The sequence below is a fragment of the Paenibacillus agaridevorans genome, assembly GCF_018604145.1.
Taxonomy (GTDB): Bacteria; Bacillota; Bacilli; order Paenibacillales; family Paenibacillaceae; genus Pristimantibacillus; species Pristimantibacillus agaridevorans.
In genome coordinates this window covers 8,272,483-8,286,691 of the sequence record NZ_CP075889.1, presented here as the reverse complement: position 1 = coordinate 8,286,691, position 14,209 = coordinate 8,272,483, and the positions used below count along the sequence as shown (strand labels likewise).

Annotated in this window: 9 protein-coding genes; 1 reads left to right on the top strand and 8 read right to left on the bottom strand. The window is 55.6% G+C overall.

All coding sequences use genetic code 11. The features are described from left to right. Window positions 1–49: 49 nt before the first annotated feature. The 8 genes from KJW29_RS33025 to KJW29_RS32990 form a co-directional block, all read right to left on the bottom strand. A complete protein-coding gene (locus KJW29_RS33025; RefSeq protein ID WP_214627802.1) occupies window positions 50–2,308 on the bottom strand; it encodes a helix-turn-helix domain-containing protein in 2,259 nt (752 codons plus the stop codon). A gap of 276 nt (window positions 2,309–2,584) precedes the next feature. After that, window positions 2,585–3,646 (bottom strand): NAD(P)/FAD-dependent oxidoreductase, encoded by a 1,062-nt coding sequence (locus KJW29_RS33020; protein ID WP_214627801.1) that lies wholly within the window; start codon window positions 3,644–3,646, stop codon window positions 2,585–2,587. After that, a complete protein-coding gene (locus KJW29_RS33015; RefSeq protein ID WP_246608932.1) occupies window positions 3,643–4,653 on the bottom strand; it encodes an ABC transporter substrate-binding protein in 1,011 nt (336 codons plus the stop codon). The genes KJW29_RS33020 and KJW29_RS33015 overlap by 4 nt, the downstream gene beginning before the upstream one ends. 102 nt (window positions 4,654–4,755) lie before the next feature. Then, on the bottom strand, window positions 4,756–6,546 hold the full coding sequence (locus tag KJW29_RS33010; protein WP_214627799.1) for a helix-turn-helix domain-containing protein: 1,791 nt from the start codon (window positions 6,544–6,546) through the stop codon (window positions 4,756–4,758). A 21-nt stretch (window positions 6,547–6,567) separates the two neighbouring features. Continuing rightward, a complete protein-coding gene (locus KJW29_RS36680) occupies window positions 6,568–7,677 on the bottom strand; it encodes a GNAT family N-acetyltransferase (protein WP_214627798.1) in 1,110 nt (369 codons plus the stop codon). Between the two features lie 3 nt (window positions 7,678–7,680). Beyond that, complete coding sequence (locus tag KJW29_RS33000) at window positions 7,681–8,226, bottom strand: GNAT family N-acetyltransferase (protein ID WP_214627797.1); 546 nt, start codon at window positions 8,224–8,226, stop codon at window positions 7,681–7,683. Between the two features lie 781 nt (window positions 8,227–9,007). Next, on the bottom strand, window positions 9,008–10,060 hold the full coding sequence (locus KJW29_RS32995) for an RluA family pseudouridine synthase (protein ID WP_214627796.1): 1,053 nt from the start codon (window positions 10,058–10,060) through the stop codon (window positions 9,008–9,010). Window positions 10,061–10,106: 46 nt separating this feature from the next. Then, a complete protein-coding gene (locus KJW29_RS32990; RefSeq protein WP_214627795.1) occupies window positions 10,107–10,313 on the bottom strand; it encodes a hypothetical protein in 207 nt (68 codons plus the stop codon). 207 nt (window positions 10,314–10,520) lie between these two features. Here KJW29_RS32990 and KJW29_RS32985 point away from each other — a divergent pair, with 207 nt between their 5' ends. Continuing rightward, on the top strand, window positions 10,521–14,123 hold the full coding sequence (locus KJW29_RS32985; RefSeq protein WP_246608483.1) for a glycosyl hydrolase family 18 protein: 3,603 nt from the start codon (window positions 10,521–10,523) through the stop codon (window positions 14,121–14,123). Window positions 14,124–14,209: the final 86 nt, after the last annotated feature.

The following is a 14,209-nucleotide window of genomic DNA, read 5'->3' as shown; positions in this document are numbered from 1 at the left end:
ATGAGCGGTTTTTGTTCAATCGGTCATATTGGATTCCGTCATAAACGACCTATTCCGTCCGCGTTTTTTTCCTGTATTCGCCCGGGGTCAGCCCCTCGGACTTCTTGAATTTCTTAATAAAGCTCGACATATCCTGATAGCCGGCTTCGATAATAATATCTTTAATGGGACGATCGGTTGACAGCATCTCCCGCTTGACCGCCTCAATCCGAAGCTGCTGCACATATTCCATAAAGGATGTGCCCGTCTGCTCGCGAATTAATCGGCTAATATAGGAAGCGGACACGTCGAATTGCTGGGCCAGCATGTCCAGGCTTAGCTGATCCGACCTGTAGCCCTGATCGATTTGCTGTATAATTCTGGCGCACAGGTCGGCCCGCTTCGTTTGTTTGCCCGCCCCCACATGCTCGCAAATACGGATCACAACGATACGCATGCTTTCCCGCAGATCCTCCAACGTCTGGAACTCCATCATTCGTTTCGTTTCCGGCCAATTCATCCCGATCTTCAGAGTTCTCATCTCTTTCAGCACGGCATTAACAAGATCGAAGCAAATATAACGAAGCAACAGCACGGACTGCTCCATCCGCGCCATATTGTCCAGCATCGCATGCAAGGAATCCAAACATACGGCTTGATCCGCCATTCTAAGACTTTGCGTAAACTTCATCTGGTCGCCCATCGAATATTGGCGATTATGATCCTGGAGCTTCGCGGTATCCTCGAAGAACAGCACATGCCCCTCCGGGAACAACAGACGGTACTCAATGGTGGCAAGCCCTTCGATAAACGATTGATTAATGTCGGACAGTTCGCCGCGGGCCGTACCGACGCCGATCAAGGAATGGATGCCGAGCTTCTCGCGCAATAATGCCTGAATGGTGTCGGCAGCCTGCTTCTGATTTGCTCTTGTATCCGCCACAGCTTCCCTAACCGACATGACAAGCGCAAATGCCTGCTCATCCAGCAATTCGATGCCAAAGCCGTTGCTGCCCGGTGCCTCGACCCGGTTTAGAATGCGGTAAAGCGCCTCGCGGCCGGACGAGTCGACGATCCCATCGCTGTCCTGTCGATAAGAAATGACCATGACGTAATAATATTGGCCTTGAATATGCGGATATAAAGCCGCTCCCGCCCCCGTCTCTGCTTCGGAGCCGTTCCCCGTTAATGCCCGATAGAGCATTTGATCGATAACCAAAGGCAGTTGCTGCTCCATATTCGTTTCCAGTTGCAGCGTATAATGATGCAGGTCGTCCACCGTTCCCCGAATGAACTCGAACTCGTTAGAGCTTCTCCGATCCGATCTTCCCGGCGTGCCCTGATGCTGCAAATGCGCAACAAGCGCGCGGATCGGGCCCGACTTTTTGAAGGAAACGAACCAGGCCGCAACAATGCCGATCACGAGCACCAGCAGCAGCACCAAGCCGGCAATCTGCTTGAACTCGATGACCCGGTACCAGAACTGATCCGTCGGCATTACGATCATGTACGTCCAGCCCGTCAGCTCCGACTTCTCGCTCATGACCGAATAGCTAGTAGAGCCGATTTTGCTGATGACCTCGCCCGTCTTGAGCTCGGACTTCTGCATGATGCGCTCCAGCTCGGGAGAATCCTCCGTCCGCTCGACGGCAAGCACTTCGCCAGCCTCGTTGAGCAAATAGACGGCGCCTTGCACATTGCCCAGCATATTGCTCATCATGCTTGTCAGCATCGATTCGTTGATCAGAAACAGCACCGTGCCATAAGGCTGGCTATTGTTCGGCATAATCGGGAACATATAAGTGAGCAGACGCTCTTCCCGGCTGCCTCTCGACTGTACCGGAACGGCTGGCTTCAATGTAATCTGAAGACTCGTAGACAGATCGTGCAAAAATGCTTCGCGTTCCGCCTGCGGGAAGGGATACATCTCTTGGGTCAGCACATCCAGCGAAACAACGCCTTCATCGGAGTAGATATGATCATCGTTGCGGAAGTAAAGCAATACGCTCTCCAAAATCAAGCTGTTGTCCTTGTATCTGGACAGCTCTTTCACCGTCTCCGCTGCCGAATAGTCATTAAGCTTAGCCGCATACGGAGTCAGCCGTTGATCAAAGGCCATCTTCGCGGCCATATGCTTTAAGCCGTTAATCTGTCCGTCGAGATAACTTTGCACTTGCTTCAGCTTATAGCTGTTCGCTTGTTCGATCTCATGCTGAACAACCTTCACCGCGTTCATGTATATAAACATACCGAGGATGAGGAAGGGGATGGCAAAAATAAAAACATAGGATATCAAATAATCTCGCCATAACCTGGATTTTTTGTTCATGACTTTCTTGGCCCCTTTTTCTCTTTTAGGTTTTCAGTTTTCTGTTAACGCTTACAAAAAATGAGTGATACGGCCGCTAGCGCCTTTATCATTTTATATCGATTTTGGGCCGAAAAGTAAATGAGCGATTTTTGACAAATCGGTCATATTCGTACGAAACCGATTCCTTCCGTATTATAGCCGAATCTGGCACATTCTCGAACGCAAATAAGACACGGAACCGCATTCCGTGTCTTTCCTAAGTTTAACGATTGGAGTATCGCCATGCCGCGTCCATTATTGCGTTTCTACCGCCTTGCTTCCATGATGCAACTGCTTGTTCATCTCCCGGAATTTCTCGTTATGCGAAGAGACATACGCCATGTCAGGCGCCTCGGCATCGATATAGCTCATGGCGCTGTTAACGGCGAGCACCGCGTCGGTGAAGGCGCCGGCGATCAGCTTGACCTTGTTGGAGTAGGAGGCGCAATCCCCGGCGGCGAAGATGCCGGGGAGGTTCGTCACCGTCTGGTCGCTGACATGAATCCCATGCTTGCCGATATCCAGCCCCCAGTGCAACAAGTCGCCGTAGCTTCGTGAATAGCCGTGACTAACGACGACGGCATCGACCTCGATCAGCTCCATATCGCCGCTTTCGCCATGCCTGATACTGACCGCGCCTATGGCCTCTCCCTCGCCATGCAGCTCTTGCAGCTCATAGGGCGTTCGCACGTCCGCCTTCTCCAGCATCCTGGAAACGCTGCGCTCCATGGCGCCGAACTCCTCGCGGCGATGCGCCACGATCACTTGTTTTGCCACATCGACAAGCTCGTTCGCCCAGTCTACGGCGGAGTTCCCTCCGCCGGATATAAGCACTCTTTTGTCCCGGAAGGCTTCCGGATTCTGGACGGTATAATGCAGATTGGTCAACTCGTAGCGGTCCGCGCCCCGAATATCCAGCTTGGTCATCTCGGTAATGCCCCGCCCGACCGCGACAAGGATCGTCTTCGTATCATGCGTTTTTCCACTATCGGTGCGCAATCGGTAAGCGCCGCCGGGCAGCAACTCCAGTCCGTCGACCCGCTGGCCGAAGACAATCGTCGGATCGAAAGTTCGCGCTTGCTCAGCCAGATGCCTAATTAATTGATCGCAGCGGAGCGGCGGAATGCCGCCGACATCCCAGATCGTTTTCTCCGCGTAATGATGCAGGAAACCTCCCAGCTCGTCCTTGCCCTCGATCAGCTTGACCTTCATATCCCGCATGCCCGCATAGAAGGCCGCATACATGCCCGCGGGACCGCCGCCGATTATGGTCAGATCGTAGAGTTCGCCAGTCTCTTTCGAAGATGGGCCGTTCATGGCGTGATCATCTCGCGAATCTGCTTCATTCCCTCGGTGAAGACGATTGGACCGCCGCGCTCCCATGGATAACTATTCACCTTGTACACCTGGCCCTTCTGAATGGCCGGCACGTTCTTGTACAGCTGGTTCGCGAGCAAGTCCTCCACAAGCGCCGCATTCTCGTCGTTCCCCTGCACCAACAGGAAGAGATGCTCCGCTTCCAGCCCCGTAAAGCTCTCCAGCGAGAACTGCGCGCCCCATGTATCGGTAGAAGCATCCTTAACGGGCGTCAGGCCCAGCAGATCGTACAGGATAAAGGAAGCCGAAGAACCGGTTCCCGGACCGCCATACAGCTCCAGCTGATTTTGACGGACCTTGATAAACGCGACGGGTTCATCTCCGATTGCGTCTGCGACATGCGCCTTGGTGATCTCCATTTCGGCATTAAAGGCATCGACGTTACTCTTAGCCTTCTCCTCCAGATTAAGCACACGTCCCATCTCCAGATGGGTCTTTCTCCAGTCGACATCCCATTCGAAATATACCGTCGGTGCAATTTTCTGCAAGTCGCCCAGCACCTCGCGGTGATGATAACCGGCAACAAGCAGATCGGGCTCCGCTGCCACGATAGGCTCGAAATCGGTGGACAACGGGAAGGTCCCCATGCCTTCCAATCGATCCGCCAAATAAGGCAGATAGCCGTTGATGTTATCGTCCCTGTCGTAGAGCGGCGCGGCGACAGGCTTTAGACCGAGCGCCAGAAAGTGATCGACGTCGTCGTCATACGTCAGGACGATCCGCTCTGGATTGGCCGGAATGTCTACCGTGCCGGCGGGTGTCGTAACGGTGCGTGCGGTTGGCGACGGCTTCGGCGTTTCTTCTATAACCTCGGGCGAGGGGCTAGCGCTGCCAGGCGCGGAGCTTCCCGCTCCGCCTTCATTTGTCGCCTTGTTTTCCCCTCCGCAAGCGGCCAACAGGATCATGATAAGTGCCGACATCGCCAGCAAGAGTCCCCATTTTTGCATTCTCTTCACAGCTTTCTCTCCTTGTCAGTCGATAATGATAATTCTTCTCAACAAGAAGAGTAACGCATTTCCGATGGGAAAGCCATGTACGATTTCCGCAAATTATTTGTGGAATTTTGCAAACAAGGCCAGGATCATCCTCACGCCCATCGAGTAGGCGATCGGACCGCCCTTCCCCCATGGATAGCGGGGCAGCTCGATCAAGCGGGGACCTAGCCGACGCATCCCGGGCTCCTCCAACAACCCGCGATGCACGTCGGCCGCGCCGCTTCGCTGCCCTACGAACAGATAGTCGGCTGGAATCGCGGCCGCTTCCTCCGGCGTAACGTAATGCTCCCAGCCGTTGACGCTCACGATCGATGCCGGCGTCAGTCCCAGCTGTTGGTAGAGCAGCCAGCCTCCGTTGCTCATATAAGGACTTACCCTTACGCCTTCCCGTGTCGACTCCAGGAAGAGGAACGTCTTGCTCGCGCATGCCGCGTACATCCGGTCCCTCGCGGAGCGGACGAGCCGATCAAATTGCGCGATATTTTGCTCGGCGCGGGCTTCCCGTCCCAGCATGGCCGAGAGCTGGCGATGCACGTTGCGCCAGTCTACCTCCCAGCTGTAATAGTGGGTCGGGGCGATGTCGGCAAAGCCGTTCACGCCCCAGCTCTTCATGAAGCGGCCGACGATAATCAGCTCGGGGGCAAGCTTGCGAAGCCGCTCCATGTCGATCGACAGCTCGCAGCCGATATGCGGGAGATGGGCAATGTAAGGCTTCAAATAGGGAATGACCGTCTCTTGCCGATCCGGTTGATGATCGGCAGGCACGGCTGCGGGGAGCAGGCCAAGCGCGATCAGATGGTCGACCTCGTCCACGTACGTAACCGCGACATTAACAGGCTTCAATATCCTGCCGTTTCGCTCCTTGCCTTGCGAACGCTCTCCTGCCGTACGAATGTAGACGGAAGGGGAGACTCCGGCAACCTTCTTGAACATCCGGCTAAAATAATATTCATCGCAAAAACCCACCTGCCGCGCAACCTCCCTCAGCGGACCTCCCCCCGGCAAGATGGTTTTGGCCGCTTCAATACGCGCATGGATTAAATAGTCGCTGGGCAGCATCCCCATCGCAGCCTTAAAATGACGCGTGAACGTGCTGGGATGTAGACCGCACCAGCTTGCGAGCTCGTCCATTCGAATATTGTCCTTATAATGCCGGTCGATATAGGCTGCGCAGCGCCTTACAGCCTCAGGAGCCGAATAAGGGCTCCGCTGCGCTTTCTGCTCCGACAGAATCGTATACAGCAGTTCCGACAGCGCCAGCTGGCGCTTCCATCGAAACATGCCGTCAGCGTCATTCCCGCCTTCATGCAGCCGTTCGATCAGCCTTTCGATCGAGTGCATGTCAGTAACGGACATTGCTCCGCCTCGCGGGAAATGCGACGATTCGAAGGGCGCAAGCGCCCAGCCCCCCTCCTCTCGTACCGGACGCATCAGCTTGAAAGCTATGTAATGGACTTCCCAGTCTGCAAGCGCATCGGCCCGTTCAATCACATGCATGCCCGGCGTTAGCAGAAGCAGTTGATTGCCGGCTATGGATATGGGGGCATTGTTGACGGTTAATTCGCCGCGGCCATGCTTGATGTACAGCAGGACAAAGGCATGAATACGCCGCCTTCTCGGAGTGGAAGACCATCTTCCGACATAGCGGATCGCCCGCCTGAGAATCGCCACCGGCTGGCTGTCGCCGATGATGGCACCTTCGCCGGGACCGGGAGGAAGCATGAGCGGAGGCACATCAGTACGCCTGCTGCCTATACTTGACCCATATGTCGGCGGTACTGCGCCAAGCTGCGTCGCTGACACGGCTCGGGCAGGTTCAACCTCGGGTTTGTTGTTGCTGTACATGATTGTGGCCTCCTTTGCTGGCTAAATCTCCAGATGAAGTATCGGATACGGCCGCCCTTGCGAGTCCTGCTCCGATCTGCCGACGATCCGAAAGCCTCTGCTTGCGTAAAAAGCGCTGCCCTGCTCGTTCTGCTCGTTCACGTCGACGTATCGCACTCCCTCGTGCTTGAGAGCAGCCTCCAACAGCTTTTTGCCTATGCCTCTCCCGCGTTGCTTCGCCTCCACGAACAGCATCTCAATCTTGTCGTCCTGCATGCCGACGAAACCGAGCGGCTGTCCGTCTTCGTCATAATAGCCATACAGATGCTCGATTAGCTGCAAGCCCTGCCGAACCTCGGGTTCAATGGAACGGATCTCTTCTGCGGTCAGAAAATGATGCGTCGCCGACACGGAGGAATGCCAGACGGCCGTCAGGCGGTCCACGGTTTCGGAGTCGCGAGTCTCAATGGCGCGCACTTCTGTCACTGTTGCCTGATTAGAACCCCGCATAAGAAGCGTCTTCTTCAACTCATCTACGGAACGGCATACGGTCGTCGGACCCGCCCCCGTCAACTCCTCCAGGCTGCCGTAGCCGAACGTAACGCCGATGGACGATATCCCGTTGTTGCGGGCGCCGATGATGTCGTGTTTACGATCGCCAACCATGACCGTCCCCGACTTATCCAGCTTATGTTGCTGCATAATGTACGCGATGAGCTCCGTCTTGTCGGACCGCGTGCCGTCGAGTTCGCTGCCATGCACTTCCGCGAAATACTTTTCGATCCGGAAGTGCTCCAGGATCCGCCGCGCGAATACGGTCGGCTTGGACGTCGCCAGAATGAGCGAGCGCCCTTGCCGCTGCAACCCGGCCAGTAAATCTACCATTCCGCCGAATAAAGCATTTTGGAAGATTCCCGTCTCCTTGAAATATTCCCTGTAGTACTCTACGGCCTGCCTGGCATCCGATTCGCCGAACGCGTACAGCTCCCGGAACGATTGGGCTAGCGGCGGTCCTATAAACGGATCGAGAACATCGAGGTTTTTTTCGTGGATGCCGAATTTGGCCAGCGCGTATTGCACGGACTTCGTAATACCTTCCTTGGGGTCCGTTATGGTTCCGTCCAGATCGAACAAGATGTTTTGATAGGCCATTCGTTATCCTTCCTTCCCCGCGTTCAGCTTCGAAAAAATAATAGCATCTCTAAAGCTTTCCTTTTTATAATAATACTCCTTCAACGTGCCTTCTTCATAGAAGCCCATCTTCTCCAGCAGTCTTCGGGACCCCGTATTGCCCGGCAGAATGATTGCGGCGATACGGTTCAGCGCCATCCGCCCGTAACCGAAATGCATAATCGCATGCAAAGCTTCGGCCATAATCCCTTGCCGCCAGTACTCGGGAGACAGTTCGTAGCCCACCTCGGCTTTGCAATGCTTTTGGGTCCAATTATGGAAGCCGCATGTGCCGATGACCCGATCTTGTGATCGAAGCGTAATTCCCCATCGGACGGCTTGCTGATTGTGGAATCTGTCATGCCAGAACTGGATCAGCTTCTCCGCTTGCTCCAGCTCCGTGAAGCTCTCCACATCGTAATATTCCGTCACCTCGTCCCGAGCGAAGTAATGGAACACATCAGATGCATCCTTCATCCTTAGCGGCCTAAGCCGCAGCCTCGGCGTCTCGATAACGGGGATTTTATTCATGACGTTAGCCACCTTTCGTATTAAGGCAAGTTCCACGGTGCTCCTGAACGATATTCGGTGACGATCTGCTCATCAACGCTTTCAGTTCCCGCACAGCAATTAGCCTCCTAAACGGTATGTGCGCTTAATATGTTCCGGCACTCCAGCTTTCGTTTTTGCTTCAACCATTATTTCATTTATATAAATATTAAGATATTTCCAGCACACAATCTTCCAAAACCTTCAAGCCGACTATATCACGGTAATGAGCCTGTGCATAGGGCAGCGTAGGCGCGTCTTCGGCAGAAAAAACGGGGCATCCATTCCGAGCCACACGAATTGGCCGAGTCTGCTCACATGTGTCCGAATGATAGCCGAGTATTCTGCTATAATGCGACCGAATGGCATCCAAGCATTCTGCTATAATGCGCCCCGGACTGGCCTGCCGCGGTGAATGCAGCAGAAAATTCAGCTTTATTGGCTGGCTGAGCCCCGGCTTGAAGTATTAAGGGGAATACCACCCTCTATTGCGAGATCTTCGGTCTGAAAGGGCGGAATATAGGGAAAAGCTCCCTCTATTTCTGACTATTCACACCCCTACACCCGATACTCCATGGATTAGATGGAGAATTTCCCCTTATTGCTGCGGATCTAGCTACTGATACCGGAATAACGGGACTATTTCCCCTTATTTGCTCGGAGTAGTCTCACCGGGCGGCGGTTAGTTGACAGCGTCGAATACGTATTAACCATGAAAAAAAGACGGTCTCCAAAGTCATTCATGACGTTTGGGACCGCCTCTTTATCTCCTCCCCTCGGAGGACGGTGGTTTGAGCTGCGCCAGAAACGATTTCGGAATATCCGTTTCGAACCGCAGCAGCTTGCCTGTAGTCGGATGGGAGAAAGCCAGCACGCGAGCGTGCAAGCCCAGCCTGCCGAGCACCTTGGACCGGGAGCCGTATTTTTTGTCACCTACGATGGGATGTCCGAGCTCCTCCATATGGACGCGAATTTGATTTTTGCGCCCGGTCTCGAGCCGAACCTCCAGTAACGTGTAGGCGCTGCCGGCTTGAAGCGTTTTGTAATGCGTCACGGCATGCTGCCCGTCGCCCTGCCGCTGGCTGGAGTACATCTTTAGCGTGCTGCTCTCTTTCAGCCAGGACGTTATCGTCCCTTCCGCTTTTTTTACATTGCCTTCGACCAACGCAACATACGAGCGCTCCTTGACGGCTTCCTGCCAAGCGTTCTGAAGCTGCTGCTGGATCCTCTCGCTTTTGGCGAACATCATCACGCCCGACGTGTCTCGATCCAGGCGGTGCACGACGAAGATCCGGCTCTTGGGATCTTTGGCCCGGACATGCGCCATAAGCTGGCGATAGGCGGTGATCTCGTTGTCTTGGCCTGTCGAGATCGACAACAGCCCGGCATCCTTCCGAATGACGATAATGTCCTCGTCCTCATGCAGGATGTCGAGACCGACGAGAGGCGTTTCCTCCACCACGCGCTCCCTGCTGACGGAGACGGTCTGCCCCGGCTCAAGGGGATGGTTGTACTCTTTTACGACCACGTTGTCGACCGACACTTGCCCGCGGGCCAACATCGATTTCGCGGAATTGCGGCCAAGCTTGGTTTTATGTATCAGGAAAAGCAGCAGCTCCGTCGCTTCCTTCACGGTATGCTGGCTTACATTGGAGCGGCCGGCATTCGGGCGGCCTTCACTCGGACGGCCGGCATTCGGGCGGTCGGCACTCGGGCGACCGGCATTCGAGCGGCTGGCATTCGGGCGACCGGCATTCGAGCGGCTGGTATTCGGGCGGCTGGCTTTTGGCGGGTTACTTCTGTTCTTCTGCTTCATGGGGGCCTCCTGCTTCCAAAAAAACGTTCGTCTTGATTCGTGTCAACTATATCATTTTCGCGCCGCGAATGCTATGGCAGGCTGGCTGGGGCAAGCCATCCGTCCCGGCAAAATCGATGATCCGCCTCCTCTCTTTTAACGCCATAGTTTTCACATATTGTGCCGACATCTGTCGTCGAAAGTCGAATTTCCAATCATTATTTCGATTGCAATGATCATAAATATGCGTATCACGAAATTTTCTCCCTCTCATTATGGAAATCTCCCCCTTCCTGAAATTGTTTCTTCGTCCCATGATAGAAGTGACCACAATTATTTTGCAAATTGCCAACAAAGGAGGCCGTAACCACAAGACCACTAAACCACAAAACCACTCCCACTCCATCCTCTCACCTAGATCTTGCGCAAGCCTGAGCATGGCTGCAACATCCTTTCGAAAAAAAACATTCGAGGTGATCTGGTGTATACGTCAAACCGCAAACTGTTCGCGAAGCCGACCGTTCTGTCATTATGTCTCGCTTTGCTAGTCAGCCTCCTCTACGCCCCCGCCGCCATTAATGCCGCGGACGAACCGCCCGGGCAAGATCCCGCAGCACCGCAAAATCTCCGCATCGTCGACTTGTCCCACAACATGGCAACGTTCGAATGGGACTTCATCGGCAACGATCAGGATCCGCAGCATCCTAACGATATCGACATTTGGGATGCCGATACCAATACCTATCTGACTTGGGGCAACCGCTGGACGCACGCGTTAGGCGGACTGACGCCCGAGACCACTTACCGCATCTATATCACATGGTACGAACGGCCCGCAACGCTTGCGCATAAGAGCAAGGTGCTGGAATTCACGACAACGGCCGACACAAGCGAATACAAGGAAGCGCCGCTGACGCCGCCGCAAAACTTTAAGGTATCCGACATCTCGGAGACCGAAATTACGTTCGGCTGGACGACCAGCCCCGGGGCGACCGGTTATGACCTCTACATGGACGGCGACTGGAAGGCCGGCGTATGGAACGGTACGGACAACGCCATGACCTACACGATCCCCGAGGAGAAACGGGTCGCCGGCGCCGCGCTCAACTTCTATCTCGGCGCCCAGGATCCCGCGAACGCGCGAGTGTCCGCGAACAGCAACGAGATCGACCTGATCTGGGGCGAGCTCGCCGCGCCGTCCGATCTGCAAGTCGTCACCGCCAACCGCGATACGGTAAATCTCGGCTGGGCGCCCGTTCCCGGCGCGACGTTATACACCGTCTATCAGGGCGGCACGGTTATCGGCACGACATCCGAGCCTCGGCTGACAGTCTCCGGCCTGGCGGAAGGACAGTCCTATGACTTCACGGTGCTGGCCGCGAACCAGCTCTGGGAATCCCCGATCAGCGAGACGCTCTCTGCCGTGCCCGGCGGAGAATACACCAACGTCACGTATTACACGGCCTGGTCGCTGTCCGAGCAAGGACGCAACTTTAGGCCGGAGGATGTCGATTACAACAACTTCACCCATATCAATTACGCGTTCGCGGATCTGTGCTGGAAGAAATTCGGCTCCGGCGCGACGGCGTGCCACAATGAGAATATTCCGCTGCAGAGCGACTACGTTCATGACGGCGAAGTGATCCTGGGCGACGCCGACTTTGATCCTAGAAACTTCGCGAGCTTCAAAACCATCAAAGAGGAGAACCCGCACTTAAAGCTGCTTGTATCCGTAGGCGGCTGGTCGTGGTCGAACAATTTCTCGCCCGTAGCCGCAACGGAGCTGACCAGACGCACTTTCGCGAACTCAGCCGTGAATTTCATCCGGGAATATGGCCTCGACGGCCTCGACATCGACTGGGAATACCCCGTGGAGGGCGGCGAAGAGGATAACGCGCACTCTCCCGAAGACAACGTCAATTTCACCTTGCTCATGAAGACGATACGCGAAGCGTTCGACGCCGCGGGCTCGGAGGACGGTCGTTATTATTTGCTCACCATCGCTTCCGGTCAAGGCGACAACTTCGTCGTGAACGCGGATCTGGCGAACTCTTCCGCCTATCTGGACTATATCAATATCATGACCTACGACTACAGCGGCAACTGGGAGCTGTTCGCGCATCATAACGCTCCGCTCTATCATGACGGCAGTCATCCCATGGACTACGCGGCGCGCAACAACGTAAGCGGCGGCGCGGTCGGGCATTTAAACGGCGGCGTTCCGGCCGAGAAGCTTGTGCTGGGCATTCCGTTCTACGGCAAGGGCTGGGCGGGCTGCTCGGACGGAGGCCAGTACGGCACCTGCACGACTATTCCAAGCGGCACCTGGGAAGCCGGCGTCTTCGACGTAGCGGACTTAGAGAACAATTACGCCGGCCAAAACGGTTACGAGAAACACTGGAACGCCGCGTCCAAAACAGCCTACCTCTGGAACGAGGAGAACGGCACGTTCATTACCTACAACGACGATACATCCATGAAATACAACGCCTCCTTCGTTAAATCTCTGAATCTCGCGGGCGTCATGAGCTGGGAAGTGAGCGGCGACCGCAATCGCACGCTGCAAAATCAACTGGCGCATGATCTGCCCCTGGACGGGACGACGAACGCGGAAGCGCTCCCGGCGCCGGCCGGACTTGCGATTGCGGGCAAAAGCAGCAGCCACGCGCAATTGAAGTGGGACGCCGTCGATGGAGCCGGCGGTTACGAAATTTTCGTGAACCGCAAATATATCGACGCGACGGAAGGCACATCCTTCATTCTTGAAGGCCTGTCGGCAAGCACGAGCTATTCCGTCTATGTCCTCGCCGTTTCTAAGGATGGGGAGAGCATCGGAGAAGTATCCCCCGCAAGCGTGATAACCGTTACGACGGATGCTCCTGTCTCCTACGTGCCGCCTGCGCCGCCAGCCAAGGACAAGAACGAGCTCGACGGCAGCATATCGAAGCAGAACGGCAAGCTGACGATCTCGGTGCAGGAATATCTTGCTCTTAATACTATCAAGAGTAACAAATCCGCTGCATTTAAAATAACGGCCGACGCCGCGGCGGACAGCGTGGAGGTGCTTCTGCCGAAAGCCGTCGCGGAGGCGATTGCCGACAAAGGCGAGGACGCGGGGCTGACAATCATTTGGGGCAGCGTCGCCTATGCCATACCGGCCAGCGCATTGCAGCATGGAGCGGATATTCGCATCACGCTTGTCCCGCTAGCCGGAGACGCAGCAGGAAACATCGAAGAAGATGCGAAAACCGCCGGCATCAGGCTCTTCGCGGAGCCGATCGACTTCATCATCGCGGCTAAGAAGGATGATGGGCAGTATGAGGAAATCACCGACTTCGACGGCAGCCTGTTGAAGCGAAGCTTCACGCTGGATGGCGCGGACGCGGACGGCAACAGACTCATCGGCGTCCTCTACTTGCCGGAGAGCGGACAATTCCGTCCCGTCGCCACTACTGCGACGGAGAATGAGGACGGCACGATTACGGTGGAGCTGACTCGCGACGGCAACAGCATCTACACCGTAGCCGCAACCGGCTTCGAATTCGAGGACGTCGCCATGGACTGGGCCCGAGACGCTATTGAGCTTGCAACGGCGAGTCTGCTTATCGCCGGCAAAAGCGAGACGAGATTCGGAGCGGCGGATGCCATTACCCGCGCCGAATTCGTCTCCATGATCACAAGAGCGCTCGGCATACTGCCGAGTCAAGGGGAAAACGTCTTTGGCGACGTAGATCCTGACTCCGCATTCGCCGGCGACATTGCCGCCGCTGCAGCGGCGGGGCTGATCGCCGGCAAGTCGGACGGCGTCTTCGATCCGAACGGCAACATCACGCGCCAAGACATGGCCGTCGTGCTGGGACGGGCGCTTTCCCTCGCGGGACTCGAGGGCAGCGCAGACACCACCCGGTTGGATCGCTTCGGCGACCGCGACGCTATCGCGGGATATGCTCGAGATGCGGCCGCATGGCTTGCGCAGCTGGGCATTCTGAGAGGCGTCTCCGGGACGGCGTTCAGTCCAACGACGAACGTCACCAGGGCACAGGCGACCGTGGCCGTCATTCGAATGCTGGAGAGCTTGAAGTAGCTCTCGACGGCAGGTTCATCTTCTTAACATGCAGCATACCTTGATCGAAAATCATTAAAAAAACTTAAAAATAGCGGTGCCCAGGG

Excerpts from the sequence above, each read along its gene's own strand:
- KJW29_RS36680 (WP_214627798.1), bottom strand. The coding sequence starts at position 7,677 with ATGGCCTATCAAAACATCTTGTTCGATCTGGACGGAACCATAACGGAC.
- KJW29_RS33020 (WP_214627801.1), bottom strand. The coding sequence starts at position 3,646 with ATGAACGGCCCATCTTCGAAAGAGACTGGCGAACTCTACGATCTGACC.
- KJW29_RS32995 (WP_214627796.1), bottom strand. The coding sequence starts at position 10,060 with ATGAAGCAGAAGAACAGAAGTAACCCGCCAAAAGCCAGCCGCCCGAAT.
- KJW29_RS33010 (WP_214627799.1), bottom strand. The coding sequence starts at position 6,546 with ATGTACAGCAACAACAAACCCGAGGTTGAACCTGCCCGAGCCGTGTCA.
- KJW29_RS33025 (WP_214627802.1), bottom strand. The coding sequence starts at position 2,308 with ATGAACAAAAAATCCAGGTTATGGCGAGATTATTTGATATCCTATGTT.
- KJW29_RS33000 (WP_214627797.1), bottom strand. The coding sequence starts at position 8,226 with ATGAATAAAATCCCCGTTATCGAGACGCCGAGGCTGCGGCTTAGGCCG.
- KJW29_RS32990 (WP_214627795.1), bottom strand. The coding sequence starts at position 10,313 with ATGAGAGGGAGAAAATTTCGTGATACGCATATTTATGATCATTGCAAT.
- KJW29_RS33015 (WP_246608932.1), bottom strand. The coding sequence starts at position 4,653 with ATGCAAAAATGGGGACTCTTGCTGGCGATGTCGGCACTTATCATGATC.